The organism is Streptomyces sp. NPDC031445 (genome assembly GCF_055581365.1).
Genome location: NZ_JBVIJO010000009.1, coordinates 262,472 through 286,489, shown reverse-complemented (window position 1 = coordinate 286,489; position 24,018 = coordinate 262,472). Strand labels below are relative to the sequence as shown.

18 protein-coding genes and 3 pseudogenes are annotated in these 24,018 nt (G+C 72.6%); 11 read left to right on the top strand and 10 right to left on the bottom strand.

The features are described from left to right. The first annotated feature begins 92 nt into the window (after positions 1-92). The gene (locus tag ACZ5DC_RS24320) at positions 93-698 is read left to right on the top strand and encodes an NADPH-dependent FMN reductase (protein WP_366751242.1); all 606 of its coding nucleotides are present in this window, start codon (positions 93-95) and stop codon (positions 696-698) included. Positions 699-735: 37 nt separating this feature from the next. Here the strand turns inward: ACZ5DC_RS24320 and ACZ5DC_RS24315 are convergent, their stop codons facing one another. From ACZ5DC_RS24315 to ACZ5DC_RS24295, 5 genes are all read right to left on the bottom strand, one after another. Further along, positions 736-3,741 carry a CHAT domain-containing protein gene (locus tag ACZ5DC_RS24315; RefSeq protein WP_468655886.1) on the bottom strand — a complete coding sequence of 1,002 codons (3,006 nt, stop codon included), beginning with the start codon at positions 3,739-3,741 and terminating at the stop codon, positions 736-738. Continuing rightward, positions 3,741-4,613, bottom strand: coding sequence for a hypothetical protein (locus tag ACZ5DC_RS24310; protein ID WP_468655884.1), 873 nt, complete (start codon positions 4,611-4,613; stop codon positions 3,741-3,743). The genes ACZ5DC_RS24315 and ACZ5DC_RS24310 overlap by 1 nt, the downstream gene beginning before the upstream one ends. Continuing rightward, positions 4,610-4,951: a hypothetical protein gene (locus tag ACZ5DC_RS24305; protein WP_468655883.1), complete on the bottom strand. Its 342-nt coding sequence runs from the start codon at positions 4,949-4,951 to the stop codon at positions 4,610-4,612. Before ACZ5DC_RS24305 ends, ACZ5DC_RS24310 begins: the two co-directional genes overlap by 4 nt. A gap of 205 nt (positions 4,952-5,156) precedes the next feature. Then, the gene (locus ACZ5DC_RS24300) at positions 5,157-6,605 is read right to left on the bottom strand and encodes a serine/threonine-protein kinase (RefSeq protein ID WP_468655881.1); all 1,449 of its coding nucleotides are present in this window, start codon (positions 6,603-6,605) and stop codon (positions 5,157-5,159) included. A 149-nt stretch (positions 6,606-6,754) separates the two neighbouring features. Then, complete coding sequence (locus ACZ5DC_RS24295) at positions 6,755-6,898, bottom strand: hypothetical protein (protein WP_468655879.1); 144 nt, start codon at positions 6,896-6,898, stop codon at positions 6,755-6,757. A 363-nt stretch (positions 6,899-7,261) separates the two neighbouring features. Between ACZ5DC_RS24295 and ACZ5DC_RS24290 the strand changes: the two genes are divergently transcribed. Beyond that, positions 7,262-9,571 (top strand): beta-L-arabinofuranosidase domain-containing protein, encoded by a 2,310-nt coding sequence (locus ACZ5DC_RS24290; protein ID WP_468655877.1) that lies wholly within the window; start codon positions 7,262-7,264, stop codon positions 9,569-9,571. A gap of 85 nt (positions 9,572-9,656) precedes the next feature. Here ACZ5DC_RS24290 and ACZ5DC_RS24285 read toward each other — a convergent pair whose 3' ends face one another. Beyond that, a complete protein-coding gene (locus tag ACZ5DC_RS24285) occupies positions 9,657-9,797 on the bottom strand; it encodes a hypothetical protein (protein ID WP_468655875.1) in 141 nt (46 codons plus the stop codon). Positions 9,798-9,988: 191 nt separating this feature from the next. On the opposite strand from ACZ5DC_RS24285, the gene ACZ5DC_RS24280 reads away from it, so the two are divergent. The 3 genes and pseudogenes from ACZ5DC_RS24280 to ACZ5DC_RS24270 form a co-directional block, all read left to right on the top strand. Next, positions 9,989-10,693, top strand: a complete 705-nt coding sequence (locus tag ACZ5DC_RS24280; protein ID WP_468655873.1) for a helix-turn-helix transcriptional regulator — start codon at positions 9,989-9,991, stop codon at positions 10,691-10,693. Between the two features lie 32 nt (positions 10,694-10,725). Then, positions 10,726-11,230, top strand: a pseudogene (locus tag ACZ5DC_RS24275) (DUF3291 domain-containing protein). Positions 11,231-11,388: 158 nt separating this feature from the next. Beyond that, a pseudogene (locus ACZ5DC_RS24270) lies at positions 11,389-11,874 on the top strand (ATP-binding protein); the annotation flags it as partial. A gap of 21 nt (positions 11,875-11,895) precedes the next feature. Here ACZ5DC_RS24270 and ACZ5DC_RS24265 read toward each other — a convergent pair. After that, positions 11,896-12,267 carry an STAS domain-containing protein gene (locus ACZ5DC_RS24265; protein WP_468655871.1) on the bottom strand — a complete coding sequence of 124 codons (372 nt, stop codon included), beginning with the start codon at positions 12,265-12,267 and terminating at the stop codon, positions 11,896-11,898. Between the two features lie 28 nt (positions 12,268-12,295). Then, complete coding sequence (locus tag ACZ5DC_RS24260; protein WP_468655869.1) at positions 12,296-13,519, bottom strand: PP2C family protein-serine/threonine phosphatase; 1,224 nt, start codon at positions 13,517-13,519, stop codon at positions 12,296-12,298. 450 nt (positions 13,520-13,969) lie between these two features. Between ACZ5DC_RS24260 and ACZ5DC_RS24255 the strand changes: the two genes are divergently transcribed. The 4 genes from ACZ5DC_RS24255 (at position 13,970) to ACZ5DC_RS24240 (ending at position 21,376) form a co-directional block, all read left to right on the top strand. Continuing rightward, entirely contained in the window at positions 13,970-15,181 is a 1,212-nt protein-coding gene (locus ACZ5DC_RS24255; RefSeq protein ID WP_468655867.1) for an ROK family protein, read from the top strand. Positions 15,182-15,526: 345 nt separating this feature from the next. After that, entirely contained in the window at positions 15,527-17,398 is a 1,872-nt protein-coding gene (locus ACZ5DC_RS24250) for an alpha-galactosidase D (RefSeq protein ID WP_468655865.1), read from the top strand. A 111-nt stretch (positions 17,399-17,509) separates the two neighbouring features. Continuing rightward, a complete protein-coding gene (locus tag ACZ5DC_RS24245) occupies positions 17,510-19,927 on the top strand; it encodes a glycosyl hydrolase family 95 catalytic domain-containing protein (protein ID WP_468655863.1) in 2,418 nt (805 codons plus the stop codon). A gap of 162 nt (positions 19,928-20,089) precedes the next feature. Then, the gene (locus ACZ5DC_RS24240; protein WP_468655861.1) at positions 20,090-21,376 is read left to right on the top strand and encodes an SGNH/GDSL hydrolase family protein; all 1,287 of its coding nucleotides are present in this window, start codon (positions 20,090-20,092) and stop codon (positions 21,374-21,376) included. Positions 21,377-21,421: 45 nt separating this feature from the next. On the opposite strand, the pseudogene ACZ5DC_RS24235 reads toward ACZ5DC_RS24240, so the two are convergent. Then, positions 21,422-22,116 (bottom strand): annotated as a pseudogene (locus ACZ5DC_RS24235) (LysR family transcriptional regulator). 109 nt (positions 22,117-22,225) lie between these two features. Between ACZ5DC_RS24235 and arr the strand changes: the two are divergent. Beyond that, positions 22,226-22,654, top strand: a complete 429-nt coding sequence (gene arr / locus ACZ5DC_RS24230; RefSeq protein ID WP_468655859.1) for an NAD(+)--rifampin ADP-ribosyltransferase — start codon at positions 22,226-22,228, stop codon at positions 22,652-22,654. A gap of 187 nt (positions 22,655-22,841) precedes the next feature. Next, positions 22,842-23,051, top strand: a complete 210-nt coding sequence (locus tag ACZ5DC_RS24225) for a hypothetical protein (protein WP_366751263.1) — start codon at positions 22,842-22,844, stop codon at positions 23,049-23,051. A gap of 57 nt (positions 23,052-23,108) precedes the next feature. On the opposite strand, the gene ACZ5DC_RS24220 is transcribed toward ACZ5DC_RS24225, so the two are convergent. Continuing rightward, entirely contained in the window at positions 23,109-23,984 is an 876-nt protein-coding gene (locus ACZ5DC_RS24220; RefSeq protein WP_468655857.1) for a universal stress protein, read from the bottom strand. Positions 23,985-24,018: the final 34 nt, after the last annotated feature.

The following is a 24,018-nucleotide window of genomic DNA, read 5'->3' as shown; positions in this document are numbered from 1 at the left end:
CCGCCCGGCCTCCCTCGGACGTCGCCGGTCCGCCACCGTGGACTGCATGCCCCGGCCGGGGCGGTATCCGTTCCTGTAGGAGAAGCACACCCATGTCCAGCGCGCGACTGAATCTCGCAGTGATCGTCGGCAGTGTCCGGGAGGGCCGCTTCGGTCCGGTGGTGGCCGACTGGTTCGTCGAACAGGCCAAGCGCCACGACGAGTTCACCATCGACCTGATCGATCTGGCGGACGTCGACCTCCCGCTCGCGCTGCCGCCCACCCCGCCGGCCCTGCAGCCCGACCTGCCGCGTCCCGAGGGCATGGCCGAACTGACCCGGCGGCTCGACGCGGCCGACGCGGTCGTCATCGTGACCCCCGACTACAACCGCAGCTTCCCCGCGTCCCTGAAGGCCGCCATCGACTGGCACTACACCCAGTGGAAGGCCAAGCCGATCGGCTTCGTCGGGTACAGCGGCCTCAGCGGCGGTCTTCTCGCGATCGAGCAACTGCGGCAGGTCTTCAGCGAGTTGCACGCCCACACCGTGCGCGACTACGTCGCCTTCCCCAGCTACTACCTCCTGTTCGCCCCCGACGGCACGCTCCGGGACCCGCAGGGCCCCGAGGACGCCGCCAGGGCCATGCTCGACCAGCTGCTGTGGTGGGGCTCGGTCCTCCACGACGCCCGCCGCGACCGCCCGCAGGTCGCCGGCCGGTGACCTCCCGGCCCCGGCCCGTCGCCGTGCCGGCGCCCGGTCACGGGCCGGTGTGCAGGTGGGATGCCCACAGGTCGGGCCGGTCGGGGTGCGCTTGGCGGACCTCCGCGGTGGCCGTGTGGAGGGCCTGGGCGGCGTGGTCGGCGCCGTGGGCGGCGATGAGCGTGTAGAAGCGGTCGGCGATGTCGGAGGCGACCCCGTCGTCCACGGGCCAGAGGGTGCCGATGACATGGCGGAAACCGGCCAGCTGGAAGGCGGCGGTCATGTGCATCGCCTCGTCGGCCCCGACGAACAGGACGTCGCTCGTGGCGCAGGCCGACAGGTAGGCGAGGTCGGCGTCGAGACCGACCGGCAGGTTCCGCGGAGTCAGCGGCTCGTCGAAGAGCAGCAGGCGGCTCTGGGTGGGCTCGCGCGTGTCGGCCTGCGCGTGGCAGGCGAAGTGCGCGATCCGGGTGCCGGGCAGGGCGGCGAGCACGGCGTCACGGGTGGCCTGCTCGTTGTGCAGGACCCTGGCGTCGAGCAGCCGGGTGAGGGTGTTCACCTCGGAAGCGGCGCCCGGCAGGAAGGCCTGGCCGGGCGTTCTGCTCATGGCGACCACGAGGGCCCTGCCCGGTGCCACCTGGGTGGGGCGGCTGGCAGGCAGGGCGCGGACGGTGGGGAGGTAGGAGGACACGGTCCTCGCCATCACGGAGTCGCGGCCGTCGCCCGCGGCGTGCAGCGGGAAGAGCGACATGATGCCTACGGGGCACCACCACACGCGGGAACCGTCGTGGTCCGTGGCGTTCAGCGTTTCCAGCACGGGCCGGCAGACCGTGTGCCAGAGCCAGCGCAGGACGTCGAGGACGTCGTCGCCCGCCTGGGAGGCCAGGGCCCTCTGAAGAGCCGTGTGCCGGGCCCTGGCCTCGTGGAGGGTGAGCCCTGGCAGGGAGAGCGGGCGGACGCCGGAGGGGGTGACGACGAGAGCCAGCCCGCCGGTCTCGACGGCGCTGACCGTGACCACGGGGCCGCGGGCGGTGCTGCGGCACAGGTCACGGGCCGTGACGTCCGTGCTGTCGCGCAAGGTGTCGGCCAGGATGCCGCGCGCCTTCTCCAGCAGTTCCAGGGCGCGGTCGGGACGGCCGACCGCGACTGCCGCGTCGGCCGCTTTGGCACCGAGGCCGGAGTGGGCGCCCAGGACGAATTCACGGTCCTCGTAGTACCTGCTGCGCAGGGCGAGGTGGGGAAGCAGTCCGACGGCCTCCTCGTAGGCCCGTAGTCTTCCGGCCGGGTTCACCGGGGGGAGCGAGGCCAGCTCGGCCTGTTCCAGGGCGATCCGCATGCGTGTTCTCGGCGGCAGACCGGGAAGACCGAGGGCCTCGGTGAGCGCGGCTTGTGCCCGGTGGAGATCGGAGCCGTCGCGGGTGCTGCCGTATCGCAGCCGGCGGGCGGCGCTGAGGTCCAGGAGTACCTCCGCCCGTTGATCGGCGGGGGCGCGTTCCAGGGCGCGTTCGCCCGAGGTGACGGACTCGTCGAGGTCGGCGCCGTCACCCGTCACCGAATAGCCCTGCCACAGGGTGGTGGCGAGCAACGCGTACGGGCGGTAGTCGTCGGGTGCGCTCGCGGCGGCGCGCCGGAACAGACGCACCGCCTCGGGCAGGGCGTCCGGCTCCAGGTGACACGAGAAGCGGGTGAAGCAGACGTAGCCCAGGCCGCACAGGAACCGGGAGCGACGGCTGTCGTTCGCCGCGAGCAGGCCGACGGCCGCCCGGCCGTTGGTGGTGGCGTCGTCCAGGTGTCCGAGCGATCCCGTCCGCCGGTACCAGAACATCTGGATCTGGCTGAGCTGGTAGAGGGCCTCGGCACGCGAGAAGGCGTCCTCCGGGGGAGTCTTCCGCACGACGCGTTCCCTCAGTACGAGGGCCCTGTGGAGGCGCTCGGTGTCCACCGTGCGCCGGGAGTGCGCGAACTCGATGTCGGCACTGAGAGCGGTGAGCCGGACCTCGCGGGGAAGGCACATGGAGGCCTCGGCCACCGCTGCCGTCGCTTTGTCGAGGTCGTCGGCGCAGTGGGCGTGCCCGTAGCGCTGGAAGTACAGCACGGCGAGGTGCCACTCGAGGAGCGGGTGCTCCTTGTGGTCCCGGCGGACCAGCGCCGCGGCCTGTTCGGCGGCGGCGACCGCCTCCTCCAGCACGGCGGGGTCCTTGACGGCGCCGTACCCCATCGACAGGGCACGGGAGAGGACCAGGAGGCGGGTCGGCAGCCCGGGGTCGGGGGCCGTGACGGACTCGCGCAGGAAGTCGATGGCGCGTGACAGGTCCGCGCCATCGGCAGTGCGCAGGAACCTCTGGTACAGCTTCTCGCCGTACGAGAACAGGAGTTGGCGGCCGGTGGGATCCCCCGGCGCGGCGAAGGCGGCCAGTTCCTCGGCGCACTGGAGGGCGGCCTCGTGGTCCGCCACGTCGCCGGTCGCCTCGTACCGTTCCTCGAACGCCTCGCAGAGGGCGAGCAGGCTGCCGAGCCGCTTCCGGCGGCCCGGTGGGGCGAGGCGTTTTCGCGCCTGGGCGACGGCCCGGTCGGGTTCGGCGGTGTCGCCCTGCCGGGCGGCGAGCAGGCGCAGCGACCTCAGCAGGGCGGTCTCACGTTCACCGGTGCCCGGGTGGCCGGCCCGGGTGGCCGTGACGATGCGCCGCCAGGCGTGCGCCGCACGCGCGGCCGCCACCGGATCGGGCGAGTGGCGGGCGTCCTGGCGCAGGAGTTCCGCCTCGCACACGCCGTAGTCGGTGAGGAAGGGGAGCATGTCCGGTGGCAACGCCATGTCGTCGTACAGCAGGCAGGGGGTGAGCGCCATGATGGCCAGGCGCAGGTCCGTCGGCTCGTGCGCCGCCAGGTGGCGGTAGAAGGAGAAGACCCCGAGCACGAAGGAGGATTCCGTGTCCTCGCCGTCCCACTCGCGCCAGGCGCGGGAGAGGTGGTCCGACATGCCGTCCGCGAGGGTGTGTCCCAAGTCGTCCGTCGCGTGCACACGTTCGACGCAGGCCGCGAGTTGTCGCAGGGCAGCTGAATCCATCAGGCCGTCCCTCCTGACGTCTGTGCCGTGGCCGGCTCTCGCCGGCGGCGGAGGACGGCCGCGAACGCCCGGACGCCGAGGACGAACGCGGGTGCCAGCACGAGTACGACGACCGGCTGAGGTATCGGAAGGAACAGGGCGATCCCGCCCAGGCAGAGACTCACGACCGAGGTGAGCCACGTGGAGGTGACCGAACGGCGCGCGACGAGGAACAGGATGCAGGGGAGCAGACAGACCGCGCACGCCCCGAGCACGGGCCACCCGTGCCAGATGCCGGGGACGGCCGCCACCACCGCGACGGAGAGCGGCACGGCCAGCTGGAGTACGGCCTCGCGACGCGCGCGGCGGTCGAGGAAGAGGGCTCTGAACAGCCAGGCGAACTCGCCTGCGACGCCTGCCGCACAGACGGCGAGGACCGTCCAGCGGCCGCCGGTGAGGTGGCCTCGCGGCACGCTGGCGACGAGCAGTCCGGCGAGCAGGGTGATGATCCCGGCGTGGTAGAAGCCGCGCGCCGCGTTCGCCCACCGGTGGGCCTGGCGCAGGTGACTGTGCTGCATGCCGAGCAGGAACCGGCTCGGAACGCCGTCCGTCTGCTCGCCGGGGAACCACTGCACGAGGTCGCCCGGCGTGCACATGTAGCGCCGGGTCCATGCCGTCGCCTGGACGGTGGCGATCTGGAGCAGGCCGGCCGCGACGAACAGGGCCAGCGAGGCGTCCGGCCACCGGCTGACGGCTGCGGGGCCCGGGACCGACGACTGCAACGCCAGCACCGCCAGTGTGAAGCTGCCCCCGGCGAGCAGCGGGGCGGCCACCCCGCCGACCGTCTGCACACTCTCCAGGTAACCCAGCGGGACGGGGGGCCGCCAGCTCACGTCCGCGCCCTCGGGCATTCCTCGGTGTGGTCGCCGTCCACTCCGCCGCAGGAACAGTAGTAGCCGCGCCCGGCGATGCCCCGCGCGGCCGGAGTCCCCCGGTCGAAGGTGATCCGCGGTGAGGGAAGCGCCAGCGCGTCCGCCACCGCGGTCCCGACGGCGATCAGGTCGGCGGTCTCGGGGACCGTGACCAGCAACCGGACGTCACCTGGTTCGAGGCCGGTCACCGCGACCAGTTCGGCGCCGAACGGGGCGAGCGCGGCATCGATCAGCGCCGTGTCGAGCCGCTCGGCGCGCTGCCACGTCCCGCGTAACCGCAGTACCAGTTCTTCATGCACACGGCCATCATGCCCACCTTCCCTGCGCGTCACCGCCGGTTCCGGCCATCGGGCCGGGGCCCCCGGGTCGGCACGGGTACGGCGCGGGACGCCGGGGGTGTCGACCCGCGCCGCTCGTACCCGACGGCCCGCCATGTCGGCGCCCACTGGTTCACGAACGGCCGCGCGAGCAGGGAACCGGGCCCGCGCCGCCAGAGGCGGACTCTCAGTGCGCCTTCTTCTTCCCGGCCTCGTTCTTCCCAGCCTCGTTCTTCCCGGCCTTCTTCCGGTGCGCCTCTTCGGCCTTCTGCGGCTTGCCGGGTCGCTCGCCGGACCGGGCTGCTCCCCTGGTGCCGTGTGAAGCGGTCCCGGACGCTCGCGTGACCCCGCTGCCCGGTGTGTCCCAGGAGGCTGTGGATGACGGCGGGGACGTGGTGCCGTGGGCGGCGCTCGTGCCGGCGGCCGGCGACCGGCTCGGCACAGCCGGGGCGGGGCCGGGAAGCCGCCCCGCGGGGACGTCGCGGGCGGAGAGCTTGACGGGGGCGGATCCCGCCTCGTGACCCGGAGCGGACGTGCTCGGTGCGTCGGCCTTCGCGGAGGGGCTGCTCATCGCACGCGCCGCTGCCTGGTGCGCGGATCCGTCGGACGCGGCGACCGTGGCGGCCACGGCGGCCGCCAGCGCGGCGGCCGTACCGGCGACCAGACGGCGGCCGCGCGCGGGCGCGGCCTTCGGTGCGGCCGTGCCGGTCGTGTGCGGCGCATGCGGGTGCGTGCGGTCGGCCCACGCCGGTACCCGCTCGGGAACCAGGCTCGTCACGTCGGCCGGGGGCGGGACCGCCCGTGGGCCGTCCGCCTCGGCGAGGGCGGCCAGCGTCCGGACGCAGTCCTCGGCCGACGGGCGGGCGTCGGCGTCCAGCGCGGTCATGTCCGCCAGCAGGGCCGCGAATTCCGTCGGGAGGGAACCGGGCAGTTCGGGCCGCCGGTGGAGCCGCGCGATCGCGGCCTCCAGGGGGGTACCGTCGTATTCGAGCCGGCTCGTGACGCATTCGAGGAGCACCAGCCCGAGGGCGTAGACATCGGCGGGCGGGCCGACGGGCCGGCCGAGCACCTGCTCCGGGGACAGGTAGGCGGCCGTGCCGACGAGGGTGCCGGTGGCGGTACGGGTGGTGGCGTCGAGCAGCCGGGAGATGCCGAAGTCGGTCAGGTGGGGGCGGCCGGAGGCGTCCAGGATGATGTTCGAGGGCTTCACGTCACGGTGCACGATCCCCGCGTCGTGCGCGTGGGCCAGAGCACGCGCGAGGCCGGCTCCGAGGGCGGCGGTCTCCCCGGGCGCCAGGGGACCCTTGGCGATGCGCGCCTTCAGCGTCGGGCCTTCGATCAGCTCCATCACCAGGTAGGCACGTCCGTCGTGCCGGCCGGCGTCGTAGACGGTGACCAGGCCGGGGTGCCGCAACCGGGCGAGGATGACCGCCTCGTTGTGGAAGCCGTCCTCCGCGTCGGCGTCGGCACCGGTGCGGAAGACCTTGACCGCCACCCGGCGTCGCAGACGCAGGTCGAAGCCGCGGTGGACGTCGCCGGCGCCACCCGAGCCGATGACCGCGTCCAGGCGATAGCGCCCGCCCAGTACGTGCGCGGAGCACCGCAACGGTGCCAGAGCCGACTGGCGGAGTCTCATGCCATCTCCCACTGCTTGTCCAGGTGCTGCCCACAGGTGCGCCTGCGAGGGGGCGCCGCACACGCGTACCCCTGAGGGGCCGGAGTAGCCCTGCGCCGACTCGTCCGGTGCGGCCGCCGGTGCCGCGCAGGCGCTCCCGGGACAGCGGCCTACTGGTAGCAGGGGGGTGCGCACCGCACGGTGACCGTGCTGGTCTCCCAAGGCACGGGTGCGGCCACGGCCTGCGGGCCGAGGATGGTGAGGGCCACGGCGGCCAGGAACGTGAGGGCCGGCGCACGCTTGCACAGACGCATGTGAACTCCCTTGTGAGATGGCGGAGGCCGGTCTGCCGACGTCTGTCGCCGCGCGGCAGGCGCCGGCCACCCGGCAGCATCGCAGAGTCGCCGCGGACGCCGCAGGCGAACAACGTGCGGACGCCGTCGGCCCCCGCCCGTTCCTGGTGGGCGATCGACAGAAGGTGTCGGCGCCGTTGACGGTCCGTCATCCACCCCACTATGGTCTCGACGATCCAGCGAACACTGTTCGAAATATCGAACCCAGCAGTCGCTCACCGATCCCGCGGCCCTTCACGGCGGACCCCCGGCGTGAGCCTCGGCCGGGCGGCGCCGGCCACGGCCCGATGCGCTCGACTCCCCCACGCAAGGAGATGTTCGAGAATGCCCGAGTTCAGCAGAAGACGGCTCCTCAAGCTCGCCGCGACCACGGTCGCCGGCTCCACCGCCGGCCCCCTGCTCGGCGGCACCGCGGCGACGGCGGCGAGCGTCCCGCCGGTCCGCACCGACATCGGGACCAAGGCGTCACCCTTCGACCTGGGCCAGGTCAGGCTCACCGCGAGCCGGTGGCTGGACAACCAGGACCGCACCGCCTCCTACCTCCGCTTCGTCGACGTCGACCGGCTGCTGTACACCTTCCGTGCCAACCACCGCCTGTCCACGGGCGGCGCGGCGGCGACGGGCGGCTGGGACGCCCCCACCTTCCCGTTCCGCAGCCACGTCCAGGGCCACTTCCTGACCGCCTGGGCGCAGTTGTACGCGGTCACGGGCGACACGACGGCCCGCGACAAGGCCCTGTACATGGTGGCGGAGCTGGCCAGGTGCCAGGCCAACAACGGCGCCGCGGGCTACGGCGCGGGCTACCTCTCGGGCTACCCCGAGTCCGACTTCACGGCGCTGGAGGCCGGCACCCTGCGGAACGGCAACGTGCCGTACTACACCGTCCACAAGACCATGACCGGTCTGCTGGACGTGTGGCGGCACCTCGGCAGCACCCAGGCCCGCGATGTGCTGCTGGCCCTCGCGGGCTGGGTCGACGCGCGCAACGGCCGGCTGACCACCGCCCAGATGCAGGCCGTGCTGGGCACCGAGTTCGGCGGCATGAACGCGGTCCTGACCGACCTCTGCCAGCAGACCGGTGACGTCCGGTGGCTCACGGTGGCCCAGCGCTTCGACCACGCCGCGGTGTTCGACCCGCTGGCGGCGGGCCAGGACGCGCTGGCCGGGCTGCACGCCAACACCCAGGTGCCGAAGTGGATCGGGGCGGTCCGCGCGTACAAGGCGACCGGCACCACCCGGTACCGCGACATCGCCACCAACGCCTGGAACCACTGCGTCGGCTCCCACACCTACGCCATCGGCGGCAACAGCCAGGCGGAGCACTTCCGCGCCCCGAACGCCATCGCCGCCTACCTGGCCGACGACACCTGCGAGAGCTGCAACACGGTCAACATGCTCACCCTCACCAGGGAGCTGTTCACCCTGACGCCGGACCGGGCCGCGCTGTTCGACTACTACGAACAGGCCTGGCTCAACCACGTCATCGGCAACCAGAACCCGGCGGACCCCCACGGGCACGTCACCTACTTCACCCCGCTGAGGCCCGGGGGCCGGCGCGGTGTCGGCCCGGCGTGGGGCGGCGGCACCTGGAGCACCGACTACACCACCTTCTGGTGCTGCCAGGGCACGGGCGTGGAGATCCACACCCGGCTCATGGACTCCGTCTACTTCCACTCCGGCACGACGCTCACCGTCAACCTGTTCGTGCCGTCGGTGCTCACGTGGACCCAGCGCGGCATCACCGTCACCCAGACCACGTCGTACCCGGCGAGCGACACCACGACGCTGCGCGTCACCGGTGACGTGGGCGGCACCTGGGCGATGCGCGTCCGCATCCCCGGCTGGACGACCGGGGCGAGCCTCAGCGTCAACGGCGTCACGCAGAACGTCCCCGTGACGTCCGGGAGTTACGCGACCCTGGAGCGGGCCTGGTCCTCCGGTGACACCGTCACCGTGCGCCTGCCCATGCGCACCGTCCTGCGGCCGGCCAACGACGACCCGAACGTCTGCGCGGTCACCTACGGTCCGGTCGTCCTGGCGGGCGACTACGGCGACACCGCCCTCGGTTCCCTCCCCGCGCTCGACACCTCCTCGATCAGGCGGACCAGTTCCACCGCGCTCGCCTTCACCGCCACGGCCGGCGGCGGCACCGTCGGTCTGGGGCCCTTCCACGACGCGCACGGCCACAACTACACCGTCTACTGGAAGACCGGCGGCCCGCCCTCCGTCCGCCTCGCCGACGCGGCCGGCGGTCTGGTGCTGGGCATCCAGGACATGTCCACCGCCGACGGCGGCCGCGCCCTGCTCTGGAGCGACAACGGAACGGCCGACCACGACTGGGAGATGATCCCCGACGGCGACGCCTTCCGTTTCCGCAACGTCCACAGCGGCAAGGTGCTCGGCGTGCTGAACATGTCCACGGCCGACGGCGCCACCGTCCTGCAGTGGTCGGACAACGGCACCGCCGACCACCGCTGGACCCTGCTCGACCAGGGCGACGGCACCTGCACGATCCGCAACGCGCACAGCGGGAAGCTGCTCGCCGCGGAGAACGGGTCCGGCGCCGTCGGCGCCTTCGTGGTCCAGGCACCGGACGACGGCACGGCCGGCCACCGCTGGCGCATCCTGCGGTGACCGCCGGACGCCCGGGGGGCCCATGTGCGGATCTCCTCCCGTACACCTCGCAACCGGGTCCTCCGCGGCTTCACGGTCCGCCCGCTCAGCCGAGGCGGCGGACGCGGGCGGCGGTCGCCGGGGCGGGGCAGACCACCGTGTGTCCCGCGGCGGCCGGCGACGGGGCCACGCGGGGCCAGGTGGCGTGCGTGCGCGGGTGCCCGTGCAGGCTGAACCCCTCGAACATGAAACCTCCTGTGGCGTGGCCGGACCTCACGGCTCCCCTGACCGGGGCGCTTCATGCGCGCCGGTGCCACCATGGCCGGGTGCCGGGTGCCGGGTGCCGGGTACGGTGCGGCCGCCCGCCGGCGCGTCCGCCGTCAGCCGGGGCGGGACCGCCTTTCTATCTCCAACCTGGGTTGTTCCTAGACTGGGTGGGTGACGGACATCGACTCGATCGCGGCGTTGCAGGATCCGGTGCGGCGCCGCCTGTACGAGTACGTGGTGGCACAGGGCCGCGAGGTCGGCCGCAACGAGGCCGCCGAGGCGGCCGGGGTGGCACGCACGCTCGCCGCGCACCATCTGGACAAGCTGGCCGAGGCCGGGCTGCTGGAATCCGGCAGCCGCCGCCTGACGGGCCGCTCGGGACCGGGGGCCGGACGCCCCGCCAAGGTGTACACGCGGGCCCGTGCCGAACGGTCGGTGTCGCTGCCCGCCCGCGACTACCGCACCGCCGCCGAACTGCTCGCCGAGGCCGCCGAGCAGGCCGGACTGGACGCCGGGCTCTGCGCGGCGGCGCGCCGCCGGGGGGAGGCCCTGCGCGGCCGGGCGGGGCCCTGTGGCGGGCTCGAAGAAGCCATGGAGGTGCTGGCCGCCCGCGGCTACGAACCCTACGTGGCGGACGCCGGGGCCACCGGGAGCGGCCAGACCGCCGAAGGGCCCGCGGCGGGCGCACGCGTCGTCCGCATGCGCAACTGCCCCTTCCACGCCGTCGCCGAGCGCTTCCCGCCCCTCGTCTGCGGCATGAACCTCGCCCTGCTGGAGGGGTTGCTCGGCACGGACGGCCCCGTCCGCGCACGGATGGACGCCCGGCCGGGTGAATGCTGCGTGGTGGTCGAGGACTCTAAAAACAACATTCATTGACATAGAAAAGCGGGCCGTGCTGGGATGGGGCCATGACCGCATCCGCGCCCGCCGCCCACCTCGCCCAGCTCAACGTCGCCACCCTGTCACCCCCTCGACGACCCGCGCACGGCGCCGTTCGTCGAGATGCTCACCCCGGTCAACGCCGCCGCCGACGCCGCGCCCGGCTTCGTGTGGCGGCTCGTGGCGGAGGGGGCGGCCGACGCCACCGGCCTGCGCCCGGCGGGCGAGGACGTCATCGTCAACCTGTCCGTGTGGGAGAGCCAGGAAGCGCTGTGGGACTTCACCTATCGCAGCGGGCACCTGGAGGCGCTGCGGCGGCGCCGGGAGTGGTTCCACCGGCACGTCGAGGCGCACCTGGTGCTCTGGTGGGTCCCCGCAGGCCACCTCCCGACCGCCGGCGAGGCCCTGGAGCGGCTGGCGGACCTGCGGGCCCACGGGCCGTCCCCGCGCGCGTTCACCTTCGCCTCCCCCTACACGGCGGCGGAGGCCGCCCCGGGCGCCCGGCCGGAACCGGCGGCGGCCCGTATCGGCTAGGACTTCCCGGCGGAACCCGCCGGCCCAGGGCCCGGAACAGCCCCAAACACCTACGACCGGGCAACTCCACCCAGGCAAATGCCCTATTTGCCTGATTCCTCTGGAGCGGTGGAGTCGCACCCGACTGCCTCGGGCAGCGATCACGGCGAACGGGCCCCGCTGGCGACGACGTGGCCCTGCTGCTGGCCCGTGTGCACGCGCTGCCCGAGGACCGGATGGCGTGCTGGGAGTTCCCGTCCGACCCCGCGGCCGTGGCCCGTGCCAGGGCGCTGACCCGTGCCCAGCTCGCCGCCTGGGGCATGCCGGAGCTGGACTTCAACACCGGGCTCGTGGTCAGCGAGCTGGTCACCAACGCCGTGCGGTACGGCGGCCCGGGGCCGGTGGGCCTGCGGTTGCTGCGTGACGACTCACTGATCTGCGAGGTCTCCGACGGCAGCAACACCTCTCCGCGGATCAGACGCGCGGCCACGACCGAGGAGGGCGGGCGGGGTCTGTTCCTCGTGGCGCAGTTCACCAAGAGCTGGGGTGCCCGCTACATGCCACAGGGGAAAACAGTGTGGGCCGAGCAGATTCCGCAGCCGGAGCAGCCGGCGTCCGAGACGGACGAGGAGGCACTGCTGGCCATGTTCGACGACCTCGGCTGACCCGCCTCCGGTCGCGGCCGGTCAGTCGGGTACGGAGTCCACGGTGGCGTAGCTGTGCAGTACCTGGTCCGTTCCGGTCAGCGCGAGCATCCGCCGTACGCGTTCGCTGGGTGCGATCAGCGCCAGCCGGGCGCCGGTGCCGCGGACCGTGCGGTAGGCCGCGATCAGGCAGGTGAGCCCGGTGGAGTCCAGGAAGCCGACGCCGGACAGGTCGACGAGCAGGCTGTGCCCGCCGGTGAGCACCAGGGGCCGCAGGGCGTCGGCGAGGTGCGCGGCCGTGTGCAGGTCGAGGGCGCCCACGACCGTGACGAGGTGACGGCGGGCGCTCAGCCGGCGGACGTGCACCTCGAGGGTGTGCGGGTGGTCGCGGGAGGCGGGCCGGCCGGTGTTCATCGCCGCCTCCTTTCGCGTGGACCGGGGTTCATGGGGTCAGCTCCTGCTGGTGGCCGCCGCGCCACTCGGTGAGCAGTACGGTGGCGTCGTCGTCGAGCTTGCCGTCGTGGTGTTCCATGATGGCGGCCATCAGCCGGCGCAGGGTCTCGTGCAGGGTCTGCCGGCCGGAGTGGTGACGGCGGATGAAGTCGACGAACCGCTCCTGGCCGAACTCCGTCCCGTGCCTGTCGCGGGCCTCGACGACGCCGTCGGTGTACAGCAGCAGGCGATCGCCTGGTTCGAGCTGCTCGGTGGCCATGACGACCGACAGGCCGAGGCCCGCGCCCATGGGACCGGCCGGGGGGCAGACCAGTTCGGTGGTCCAGCGGTGGTCGCGGATCAGGAGGGGCAGGTGGTGACCGCGGTTGATCCAGGTCAGCCGGCCGCTCTGCATGTCCAGGTCGGCCAGGACACCGGTGACGTAGCGGCTGGTGCCGAACTGCCCGAGCAGCGTCTCCTCCACCCTCCGGCTGGTCTCGGACAGCGAGGCGCCCTGGCGGCGGGCGTTGCGGCAGGCGGACACGGCGACGTTCGCGGTGATACCGGCGGTGGTGTCGTGGCCCATGGCGTCGAAGACACCCAGGTGGAGCGTGCTGCCGGCGACCGCGTAGTCGAAGGCGTCGCCGCCCACCTGGTAGGCGGGCTCCATCACCGCGCCGACGGTGACCTGCTGCCCCGCGTAGGCGGGTGGCGGGGTGAGGTTCCACTGCATCTCCGCGGCCACGTTCATCGGCTCCGTACGCACCAGACGCGCGTAGGAGTCGCTGTAGGACCGCTTGCTCAGCAACAGCAGGGCCGTCATCGACGCCAGGTCGCGCAGGGCCCGGCGGACGGGTTCGTCGTCGGTGTCGGTGTCGGCCCGCAGCACACCCAGGCGTTCCACGCCGTCGGTGATGGCCACCCACCAGCGCCGTCCGCCCGGACGATCGCACTCCCCCTCCCGCACGGGTTCGGGCAGCAGTTCCACGCGCCGGTAGGCCTGGCCGGGCAGACTGCCCGAGACGGTGAACTCCTGCCCGCCGCGTCCGGCATCCAGCCCCTGACCGGTGAGCCGGCGCAGCACCGTCTCCCGGATGTCCACCACGAAGAGCGCCACGTCGTGCATGCCTGCCACGGCGGCGTGGTCGGCGATCATCCCCGGAAGCTGTTCGAGCGTGGCCGTGTGACTGGCCTGCATCAGCCGCAACAGCGACGCCCCGGTGCTGTCGGTCACCTCGCCCCTCTCTCCCGGCCGCTCGGGTCGTACCCGTCCTCGGGCACCACACGGGTACCCGCATCGGGACGGCACGCGCGGCCCGGCGGCGGGCCCGCGCCCGCATCGATCCCGACGGTGATCCGTTCGGCGCCCAGTACGGCTCCGACCGGTGACGCCGTCCAGCGCGAAGACCTCTTCCAGTCAGCGGCTGACGAAGACGACGCACGTGCCCCGGGCCGTGAGCCGCCGGACGACGCCGAAGAGGCGCTCGGCCCTCCGCGGGGCCACTGACAGGTCACTCGGCGACCGAGACCTTCCGGCACCCTCAGAGTCACGACCTTGGATGCACCGCCAACATCCCTGCACCGGAGGCGGTTTCACAGGTTTAGAACCCCTCCGGAGAGCACTTCTGAAGAAGTGTGGTTTTTTCATTGACAGCGGAAAAGAGTCACGCCTAGGTTTCCGGCCATGCGCCCGACCTCCCCCCGTGAGTCGGTCCCCACGATGACTCCGGCCGCTTCCCTGGTCTTCACCACACTGCTCTCCCACGGCCCGCTCACCCGGGCCGAGGTCGCGCGGCGGACCAGCCTCTCCGCCGCCGCCGTCACCAAGGCGGTCCGTCCGCTGATGGAACTCGGCTACCTGGTCGAGGGGGTGGACGAAGAGGCGCCGCCCGCCGTGGGACGCCCGGCCAGCCTGGTGTGGGTGGACGGCGGGAGGGCGCTGTTCATCGGGCTCAAGGTGACCGGCGACGAGATCATCGGCGTACTGACCGACCTGTGCTGCCGCATCCGGATGTCCCGGCACGTGCACCTGACGGGCCGCGCGCCGGAGGCGGTGCTCCCCGTCATCACCGCGCTGGTACAGGAGTTGCTCACCGAGGCCGTCGGATTCGGCGTGCGGGTACGGGGGCTGGGCATCGCGATCTCGGGGGACGTGGACCGGGCCGAGGGTGTGGTCCGTTACTCGCCCTTCCTGGAGTGGCGGGACGTACCGCTCGCCGGACTCGTCGAGGCCACGACCGGGTTGCCGGTCACGGTCGACAACGACGTGCGCGCGCTCACGGTCGCCGAGCACTGGTTCGGGGCCGGAGTCGGACTCTCGCACTTCGCCCTGGTCACCGTGGGCGCCGGCATCGGCTGCGGCCTGGTGGTGCACGGGCGGGTGGTGTCCGGCGCGCACGGCGTGGCCGGGGAGATCGGGCATCTGTCCCTCGACCCGCTCGGGCCGCCCTGCCACTGCGGCAACCGGGGGTGTGTGGAGGCGATCGCGGCGGACCCCGCCATCGTGCGAGCGGTGCGCGCGGCCACCGGCGAGCAGGTGGCCGGCATCGCCGAGGCGCTGGACCTGGCCCGCCGCGAGGACCCCGGCGCCCGGGCGGTCTACGCACGGGCCGGCGAGGCCATAGGCAAGGCGATCGGCTCGCTGGTGAACCTCCTCGGTCCCGAGCGGGTGATCATCTCCGGGGAGGGCCTGGCCGCCTACGACCTCTTCGCCGAGGGCATCCGGGACTCCTTCGCCGCGTCCGCCTTCGGCACCGCCGCGCGGTGTGACGTGGTGACACGTCCGCTCGCCTTCGAGGAGTGGGCGCGGGGGGCCGCGGCCACCGCGATCCAGTCCTTCCTGGGATCGGACACGTACGAGGAGCAGCCCATGACGCTGCAGAGCCGCAGCCCGTAGACCGCCGGCGCGTCCGGCCGCCGACGGCCCCCGTCCGGTGCCGGGGCCGCCATGAGCCCGGCCCCGCCCGCTGTCGCCGTCGGCGGCGCGGAGCCCGGCCCGAGGACGGTCCCCTCCCCCGTTCGTCACGGCAGGCACTCCCCCGACCGCGACCCCACGCTCCCGCTGCACCGCACGCCACGGCGACAGCGCGTCAGCGGGCTCCCAACGGCCCGGGCAAGGACGGAGCCGCCCACCCGGCGGCCTGCCGCCCGACCGCCCGCGCCCGGCGTCCTGCCCGATCCGGCGCCCGCCCCCACCGGGTACCACCGCAATTCCGCTCACCCCACCCCCAGGAGGCGACCCATGCGGTCATCCCCGTACACAGCCCTGCGCGGAACCCGTACCGGCTTCCCGCGCCGTACCCTCAGAGCGACGCTGGTGCTGGCCGTCACGGCCGGACTGGCCACGGTCCCGGCCGTCGATCAGGCCATGGCCGCCACCGCCAGGTCCGCCGCCCCGGCCGCCCGTTCCGCCTCGACCACGGCCGACGCCGCCTCCGGCCTCGCGGCCAAGCCCTACATGGGCTGGTCCAGCTGGAGCATGCAGTCCTCGAAGTACCCGGGGCTGAACCCGAACGGCGACTACAGCTACCTCACCGAGGCCAACGTCCTGAAGCAGGCGGACGCCTTGGCCACCACGCTGAAGAAGTACGGTTACGAGTACGTCAACATCGACGCCGGCTGGTGGATGGACCAGAACTGGACGTCCGAGTTCGACCAGTACGGCCGGCAGACCCCGGACCCGGTCCGGTTCCCGCACGGCATGAAGGCCGTCGCCGACCACATCCACGCCAAGGGCCTCAAGGCCGGCATCTACCTGCCGGTGGGCCTGGAGAAGGGGGCCTACGGCGAGGGCAAGGTGCCGATCCGCAATGCCCCCGGCTGCACCACCGCGGACGTGGTCTACCCCGACCTGCGCACCACCAACGGCTGGGACAGCGCCTACAAGCTGGACTTCGGCAACCCCTGCGCGCAGAAGTACATCGACTCGCAGGCGCAGATGCTCGCGGACTGGGGCTACGACTTCCTGAAGCTCGACGGCGTCGGTCCGGGCTCGTTCAAGTCCGGCGACAACTACGACAACGTCCCGGACATCGCCGCCTGGCACAAGGCCATCGGGGACACCGGCCGCCCGATGCACCTGGAACTGTCCTGGTCGCTGGACATCGGCCACGCCGCCGACTGGAAGAAGTACTCCAACGGCTGGCGCATCGACACCGATGTGGAGTGTTACTGCAAGACCCTGGTCACCTGGGAGAACTCGGTCAACGACCGGTGGAACGACGCCCCCGCGTGGAGCGGCAAGGCAGGCCCCGGCGGCTGGAACGACCTCGACGCGGTCGACGTCGGCAACGGTGAGATGGACGGCCTCACCCCTGCCGAGCGGCAGAGCTACATGACCCTGTGGGCCATCAACAAGTCGCCCCTGTTCACCGGTGACGACCTCACCCGGCTGGACGACTACGGACTCTCCCTGCTGACCAACCAGGAGGTCATCGACGTCGACCAGAACGGCTCGCCGGTCGCACGCCCCGTCACCCCGATGGGCGACCAGCAGGTCTGGGGGGCCAAGAACCCCGACGGCAGCTACACCGTCGCCCTGTTCAACCTCGGCGACTCGTCGGACTCCGTCACCGCCGACTGGGCGTCGTTCGGCTTCACCGGCGCGGCCACCGTACGCGACCTGTGGAAGCACCAGAACCTGGGGACGTACAAGAACAGGATCACCGCGACGCTGCCCGCGCACGGCTCACGGCTGTTCACCGTCAAGCCCGGCGGCCCCGCGCTGTCGACCACCCGCTACGAGGCCGAGTCCGGGAACAACACCCTGACCGGGAACGCCTCCCTCGCCTCGTGCGACGCCTGCTCCGGCGGCAAGAAGGTCGGCAACCTCTACCTCGACAGCCGGCTGCAGTTCAACGACATCAAGGTGAAGAAGGACGGCATCTACACCATCGACGTCGCCTACGTCAGCGGCGATCCCCGTTCGGTGACCGTCTACTCCAACAGCGGCAACGGCACCCGGCTGAAGTTCCCCTCCACGGGTGACTGGAACACGGTCCAGACCGTCAGCGTGCAGCTGGCCCTGAAGGCGGGCTCCAACAGCATCACGTTCGACAGCGGCTGGGACTACTCCCCCGACATCGACCGGATCGACGTCCCCAGGACCGCCTGACCCGCACGTGGGCCCGGCACGGCTCCGGGCCCACCCCCCTCGCAGCAACACCCGACGGCCCCGCATCCGTCGTTCCCGCATGCGCCGTTCCCCGGACATGGAGTGCACCACGTGGACACCCAGCACACCGCATCGCGCGACAACCGTCCCAGCCGCAGAGGCTTCCTCTCCCTCGCCGCCGTCGCCGGCGCGACCGCCGCACTCGGCGGTCTGCCGGCCTTCACCGCGTCGGCGGCCCCGTCCCGCCCCCTCTCCTCGCCCATGCTGTCCGCTGCCGCCGCCGCGAAGAACCAGCTGTGGTGGCGGGCTCCCGGTTCCCCCACCTCGATGATCCGGCAGGGCCTGCCGGTCGGGAACGGGCGCCTCGGAGCGCTCGTGAGCAACGATCCCTCCAGCGAACTGCTGACGATCACCGACGCCTCCCTGTGGACCGGCGGCGCCAACGACACCCTGCAGAGCGACGGCCAGTTCCCCTACGGGCGGGACGACTTCGGCTCCCTGACCCTGCTGGCCGAACTCACCGTCGACATCCCCGGCCACGACCTGGGCTCCGTCGACGACTACCGCCGCACCCTGGACCTGGCCCAGGGCCTCGTCAGCGCTTCGTACGACCTGTCCGGCGTCACCTACCAGCGGCAGATCTTCGCCAGCCGCCCCGACGACGTCATCGTCGTGTACTTCTCCCAGCTCGGCGGCGGCACCTACACCGGCACCGTCACGCTGGCCGGCACCCACGGCGAGCACACCACCGCGGACGGCACAAGGCGCCGCGTCTCGTTCGGGGCGTCCCTCGCCAACGGCCTGAAGTACGGCGCCGCCGTCACGGCGACCAGCGGCACCGGCACGGTGACCGTCAGCGGTACGTCGATCAGGTTCAGCGGCTGCAAGGACCTCACCGTCGTGGTCAGCGGCGGCACGAACTACGCACCCGACGCGGCCACCGGGTTCCGCGACCCGGCCCTGGACCCGGAGCGTCTGGCACGCACCAAGGTGCAGGACGCGGCCGGCCACTCCGCGAGCACCCTGCTGCACACCCACGTCGCGGACTTCCGCCCGGTGTTCGAGCAGCTCGCCGTCGACCTCGGCACCTCGTCCACCGCACAGCGCAAGCTGGACACCTGGCAGCGCGTACAGGCCCGCTACCGGGACGACGTCCCGGACCCGGAACTGGAGGCGGCCTACCTCCAGTTCGGGCGCTACCTGATGATCTCCGGATCACGGGGCGTGCTGCCGATGGGTCTGCAGGGGCCGTGGCTGGACGGCAACGACCCGGACTGGATGGGCGACTACCACACCGACATCAACGTCCAGATGAACTACTGGCTGGCCGATCGCGCCGGACTGCCGGACTGCTTCGACGTCTTCACGGACTACTGCCTCGCCCAGCTGCCCTCGTGGACGGACGTCACGCGGCGGCTGTTCAACAGCCCGGACAACAGGTACCGCAACTCCAGCGGCAAGATAGCCGGCTGGACCGTGGCCATCTCCACCAACCCCTACGGCGGAGGCGGCTGGTGGTGGCACCCGGCGGGCAACGCCTGGATCTGCCAGAACCTGTTCGAACACTACGAGTACACCCAGGACCGCGCCTACCTGGAGAAGATCTACCCCCTCCTCAAGGGAGCCGTGGAGTTCTGGGAGGCCCGCCTCATCACCACGACCGTCACCGACGCCTCCGGCTCCTCACGCGAGGTCCTCATCGCCGACAGCGACTGGTCCCCCGAGCAGGGGCCGCTGGACGCCAAGGGCATCACGTACGCCCAGGAGCTGGTGTGGAACCTCTTCGGCAACTACCGCACCGCGACCGGGGTGCTCGGCAGGGACACCTCCTACAGCCAGACCGTCGACGCACTGCGCGAGCGCCTGTACCTGCCCGTGGTCAGTCCCAAGACCGGCTGGCTGGAGGAGTGGATGTCGCCGGACAACCTGGGTGAGACCACCCACCGGCACCTGTCCCCGCTCGTCGGCCTCTTCCCGGGCGACCGGATCCGCCCGGACGACTCCACCCCGAAGGACATCCTCGCCGGCGCGACCGCCCTGCTGACCGCGCGCGGCATGAACAGCTACGGCTGGGCCAACGCCTGGCGCGGCCTGTGCTGGGCCCGGCTGAAGAACGCGGAGAAGGCCTACCAGCTGGTCGTCAACAACCTGAAGCCGTCCGCGGGCGGCAGCAACGGCACCGCGCCGAACCTCTTCGACATCATGGACATGGGGCAGGGCCGCGGCATCTTCCAGATCGACGCCAACTTCGGCACCCCCTCCGCGATGATCGAGATGCTGGTGTACTCGCGGCCGGGCCACATCGAGCTGCTGCCCGCACTGCCCGCCGCGTGGGCGGCGGCCGGCTCGGTGTCCGGAGTCGGCGTGCGCGGCGGCTTCGTCGCCGACCTCAGGTGGAGGAACGGCAAGGTCACCCAGCTGACGCTGAAGAGCGTCGGCGGCCGTGACACGACCGTGTTCGCGGGCGGCACCTCGCGCAAGGTCAGCCTCAGGCCCGGCGGGTCCGTCACGCTGAACAACCTCGGCTGAGGCCGGTACGGCACACCCCTGTCCCTCGAGCCAACCCCCGATGACCCGTCGTCAGCGGACCGTCCCGCCGCCCGGAATCCGTCCGCCCGCGGCGGGGTCGGGACCGGGCCGGACTCCCCGCGGAGCCGGCCCGCCGCGGACGACGCGGAGAGTGGAGAGAACATGTCCCCCGAAAAAGACGGCACGGCGGCGGACCGCCGGCCGCGTCGCAGATCCCTGCTGTCCGTGTTCGGCGCCGTGACCGGGATGATCCTCACGGTCGTCCCGCTGAGCACCGCGCACGCGGCGAGCGCCGCCGCCACGTCGTCGCCGCAGGCCAAGGGCACCCGGGTCAGTGCCTGGTCACCCAGCATGACGACCGGCGGCCCGTCCTTCGACAACCAGACCCTGCGCATGGTGGTGCACAGCAGCGTCGCGGGTTCCGGCGTACGCATCACCCTGTCGAACCGGTACGGCACCGCGCCGCTCGACCTCGGCACCGTGGACCTGGCCGTCCAGGCGAGCGGCGGCGAGGCGACGCGCGGCACCACTCGGAACGTCACCTTCGGCGGCTCGCGCCGTGTCACGATCCCCGCCGGCGAGGAGGCGGTCAGCGACGTCGTCCCGATCTCGGTCGTCGCCGGCGAGAACCTGCTGGTCGACCTCTACACGCCCGGCGCGACGGGAACGTCGACCTGGCACTCCGACGCGTTCGACACCACGTACATAGCCTCCGGCAACCACGCCGGTGACAACAGCGCCGCCGCGTTCGGCACCACCACGACCTCCTGGTACTACCTGGCGGGGATGGACGTGCTGTCACCGACCGCGAGGGGCACCGTCGTCGCCTTCGGCGACTCCATCACGGACGGCTACCACTCCTCGAACGGAACCTACACCCGGTGGCCCGACTTCCTCGGACGCCGGCTGGGCTCCGGACCGGGCCCGCAGAAACTGAGCGTCGTCGACGCCGGCATCGGCGGCAACCGCGTGCTCACCGACGTCCCCAACCTGTGGCAGGGCGTCAGTGCCCTGAAGCGCTTCGGCCACGACGCCCTCGGCCAGCCGGGCGTCAAGGACGTCATCCTCTTCGAAGGCATCAACGACATCGGCAACAACGCGGGGCCGGACGGCCGGCCCCTGACCGCGCAGGACCTGATCGACGGCTACCGCACCCTGATCGGCCAGGCCCACGCCGCCCACGTCGACATCATCGGCGCGACGCTGATGCCCGACCAGGGGAACGGGTACTACACGCCCGACGCGGAGCGGATCCGCCAGAGCGTCAACCAGTGGATCCGCACCAGCGGAGCGTTCGACGGCGTCATCGACTTCGACCGGACCATGCGTGACCCCGCGAACCCGGCGGCACTCAACCCGGCCTACGACTCGGGCGACCACATCCACCCCAACGACGAGGGGATGAAGGCGATGGCCGGCGCGATCGACCTGCGGCTGCTGCGCACCTGACCGGTCGACCGCTGTACGCCGCCGGGCGCGAGTCCCGGGCGGGTGTCACACCCCGGCGGCGTCGGTCAGTCGTCCGCCGATCCGCGCCGCCGTCTCGCGCAGCCAGATGCGGGCGGCGTCGTGGGTGTGGACCGGGTGCCACCACATCGCCTCGCGCAGCGGCACCGCGGGGGCAGCAGCTGGAAACCGTCGACGGAGACCTCGGCCCGGGGTTCGGCACCGAGCATGCCGAGCTGGCGCGTCGTAGGTGCGCTGGTAGGTGACCCAGGGCAGGCGGGCGAGGTCGTCTCGGGTGAGGCGGTCGTCGACGCCGGGATGGTCGTGGGCGACGAGGAAGACCCAGCGTCGCGGTGTCGTCGACGACGCCGGCCGGAGTGTGGCTGAAGCGGAGCCGGATGCCCGGGGCCTCCTCGTGGACGACGCGGGCGAGCTCGGTGCCGAAGACGGCGACGGCGTAGTCGGACGCGAGGAGCCGGAACTCGCGGACCCCCTTGGCCGGGTCGAAGTCGGTCTGGCTGGCGAAGAGGCGTTCCAGCAGGTCGTACGCGGTGGCGGTGCGGTCGAGGAGGACCTGGCCGAGGGCGGTGGTCGCCGTCGAAGTGGCGGCGCGGACGGGCCAGGGCGGCGCTCATCGCGGGCTGGCTCAGCCCGACGCGCTGTCCGGCGCGGGTGACGTTGCGTTCCTCCAGCAGGGCGCGCAGGGCGACGACGAGGTTGAGGTCGAGGCGGGCCAGGTTCACGGGGCTTCCCCTTGCGGTGCGGCGCCGCACGGGGTCGTCGCCGGCCCCGCCCCGCCCCCGGCCGCTGTGGTTTCCTGTTACCCCGAGCCCAGGCCCCGAGGAGCTGCCCATGACCATCGCGCCTGTCCCCTTCCAGGTGTACGAGGCCGGAACCTATCTGCACGGTACGAAGGCGGCCCTGGCCCCAGGGGATCTGCTGGTCCCCGGGTACGCGTCCAACTTCGAGGAGGGACGCACGTCCCGCCACGTCTACGTGTCCGAGACCCTGGACGCCGCCGTCTGGGGCGCCGAGCTCGCGGCCGGGGACGGTCCGGCCCGGATCTACGTGGTGGAGCCGACCGGAGAGCTGGAGGACGATCCCAACGTCACCGACAAGAAGTTCCCCGGCAACCCCACCCGCTCCTATCGCACCCGCGAGCCCGTGCGCGTCGTGTCGGAGCTGAAGGACTGGGCCGGGCACTCCCCCGAGCAGATCGAGGCCATGCTGAACGGGCTGGCCGACCTTCGCCGCCGCGGCGTCGCCACGATCCTGGACTGACGAGGGCCACCGGCTGGGGTACCGCCCAGCCGGCGAGCCTCGCTCCCGCGGTTGTGCGATTCGGCCCCGCCCGCGGGTACACAGGGAGCATGCTGGGTGTGTGGCCGACGGCTGTCCGGGCATCGCGGCGAGGCGACCGAGGGCCCGGCGTCGCGGCGACCACTCCTGCTCGTGAACGGGAGGGCCGATGAGCCGACGCACTCAACCTGATGCGCGGGCCGAGCGGACCGGCCGCGGTCCCGCGCTGCCCTCGGCGCGCAAGACGCGGCGGCGGGCGGCCCGGCCGGCCGGTTCGGGCCGGCTGAGCGCCCACAGCGCCGACGGCGAGCGGATGCTGCTGCCCGGCGGCACATGGCGGCGCGTCGAGACGATCAGGGTGCGCAGCCTGTTCGGCTGAGGACGCGCCGCGCGGCCCCCTCCCGCCATCGATCCGGAGCGTGCCGGGCCGGGCCGCTCACCGCCGTTCGGGCACGACCGCGACCGGGCACTGGGCGTGGTGGAGGAGGGCATGGCCCACACGGCCGACCTGGAGTCCGAAGTGCCCCTTCCCGCGTCGGGCCCCGACGATCACGAGGTCCGCCGCGGCCGACCGGTCCACGAGCGCCTTGCCGGGCGGTCCCTCGGCAGCCGCCGGGCGCGTGCGGACCCGCGGATACTCGGCGGCCGCGGCCGTGAGCCGGGCGTCGACCACGGCCGAGGCGCGCTCCTGGGACATGTCGGGCGGTCCTTCGGCCCGGGGCCGGTCCGCGCTCTCGTCATGGCCTGGCCTGCGCCCGGCACGCACGACGTCGAGGACACAGCCGCGCGCCTCGGCCTCCCGGAAGGCGAAACGGACCGCTTCCGCGCCGGTGCCGGCTTCGCCGAGGCCGAGCAGGATCCGCCCGTGCGCACCGGCCAGACCCACCCGGTCGCCGCGGACCACGATCGTCGGGCAGGGGGCCCGGGCCGCCACGGCCACGCCCACCGACCCGAGCAGCAGTCCCCTCAGTTCGCCGTGGCCCCGCGAACCGGTCACCAGAGCGAAGGCCGCGCCGCCCTCGCGCACCAGGGCCGCCGTCGCCTCCTCGGGAACGATGTCGGTGGTGATCTTCACATCCGGGTTGCGTCGTTGCGCCCGGTCGGCCGCCGAGGCCAGGACGTCCTCGGCCATCACCTGCTCGGAGGGCCGGTCCGGACCCGCCGGGGACAGGCCGGCCTCGTAGCGCTCCCAGAGGGAGGCGTGGACCAGCCTGAGCGGCAGACCGTGGCGGGCGGCTTCGTCCACGGCCCAGTCGACCGCGACGAGGCCCGGCTCCGACCCGTCGACGCCCACGACCAGAGGGAGGGTCATCGTCCCCACCGCCTTTCCCGGGGGCCGCCTGTCG

Excerpts from the sequence above, each read along its gene's own strand:
- ACZ5DC_RS24320 (WP_366751242.1), top strand. The coding sequence starts at position 93 with ATGTCCAGCGCGCGACTGAATCTCGCAGTGATCGTCGGCAGTGTCCGG.
- ACZ5DC_RS24315 (WP_468655886.1), bottom strand. The coding sequence starts at position 3,741 with ATGGATTCAGCTGCCCTGCGACAACTCGCGGCCTGCGTCGAACGTGTG.
- ACZ5DC_RS24300 (WP_468655881.1), bottom strand. The coding sequence starts at position 6,605 with ATGAGACTCCGCCAGTCGGCTCTGGCACCGTTGCGGTGCTCCGCGCAC.
- ACZ5DC_RS24295 (WP_468655879.1), bottom strand. The coding sequence starts at position 6,898 with ATGCGTCTGTGCAAGCGTGCGCCGGCCCTCACGTTCCTGGCCGCCGTG.
- ACZ5DC_RS24290 (WP_468655877.1), top strand. The coding sequence starts at position 7,262 with ATGCCCGAGTTCAGCAGAAGACGGCTCCTCAAGCTCGCCGCGACCACG.
- ACZ5DC_RS24285 (WP_468655875.1), bottom strand. The coding sequence starts at position 9,797 with ATGTTCGAGGGGTTCAGCCTGCACGGGCACCCGCGCACGCACGCCACC.
- ACZ5DC_RS24265 (WP_468655871.1), bottom strand. The coding sequence starts at position 12,267 with ATGAACACCGGCCGGCCCGCCTCCCGCGACCACCCGCACACCCTCGAG.
- ACZ5DC_RS24255 (WP_468655867.1), top strand. The coding sequence starts at position 13,970 with ATGCGCCCGACCTCCCCCCGTGAGTCGGTCCCCACGATGACTCCGGCC.
- ACZ5DC_RS24250 (WP_468655865.1), top strand. The coding sequence starts at position 15,527 with ATGCGGTCATCCCCGTACACAGCCCTGCGCGGAACCCGTACCGGCTTC.
- ACZ5DC_RS24240 (WP_468655861.1), top strand. The coding sequence starts at position 20,090 with ATGTCCCCCGAAAAAGACGGCACGGCGGCGGACCGCCGGCCGCGTCGC.
- arr (WP_468655859.1), top strand. The coding sequence starts at position 22,226 with ATGACCATCGCGCCTGTCCCCTTCCAGGTGTACGAGGCCGGAACCTAT.
- ACZ5DC_RS24225 (WP_366751263.1), top strand. The coding sequence starts at position 22,842 with ATGAGCCGACGCACTCAACCTGATGCGCGGGCCGAGCGGACCGGCCGC.
- ACZ5DC_RS24220 (WP_468655857.1), bottom strand. The coding sequence starts at position 23,984 with ATGACCCTCCCTCTGGTCGTGGGCGTCGACGGGTCGGAGCCGGGCCTC.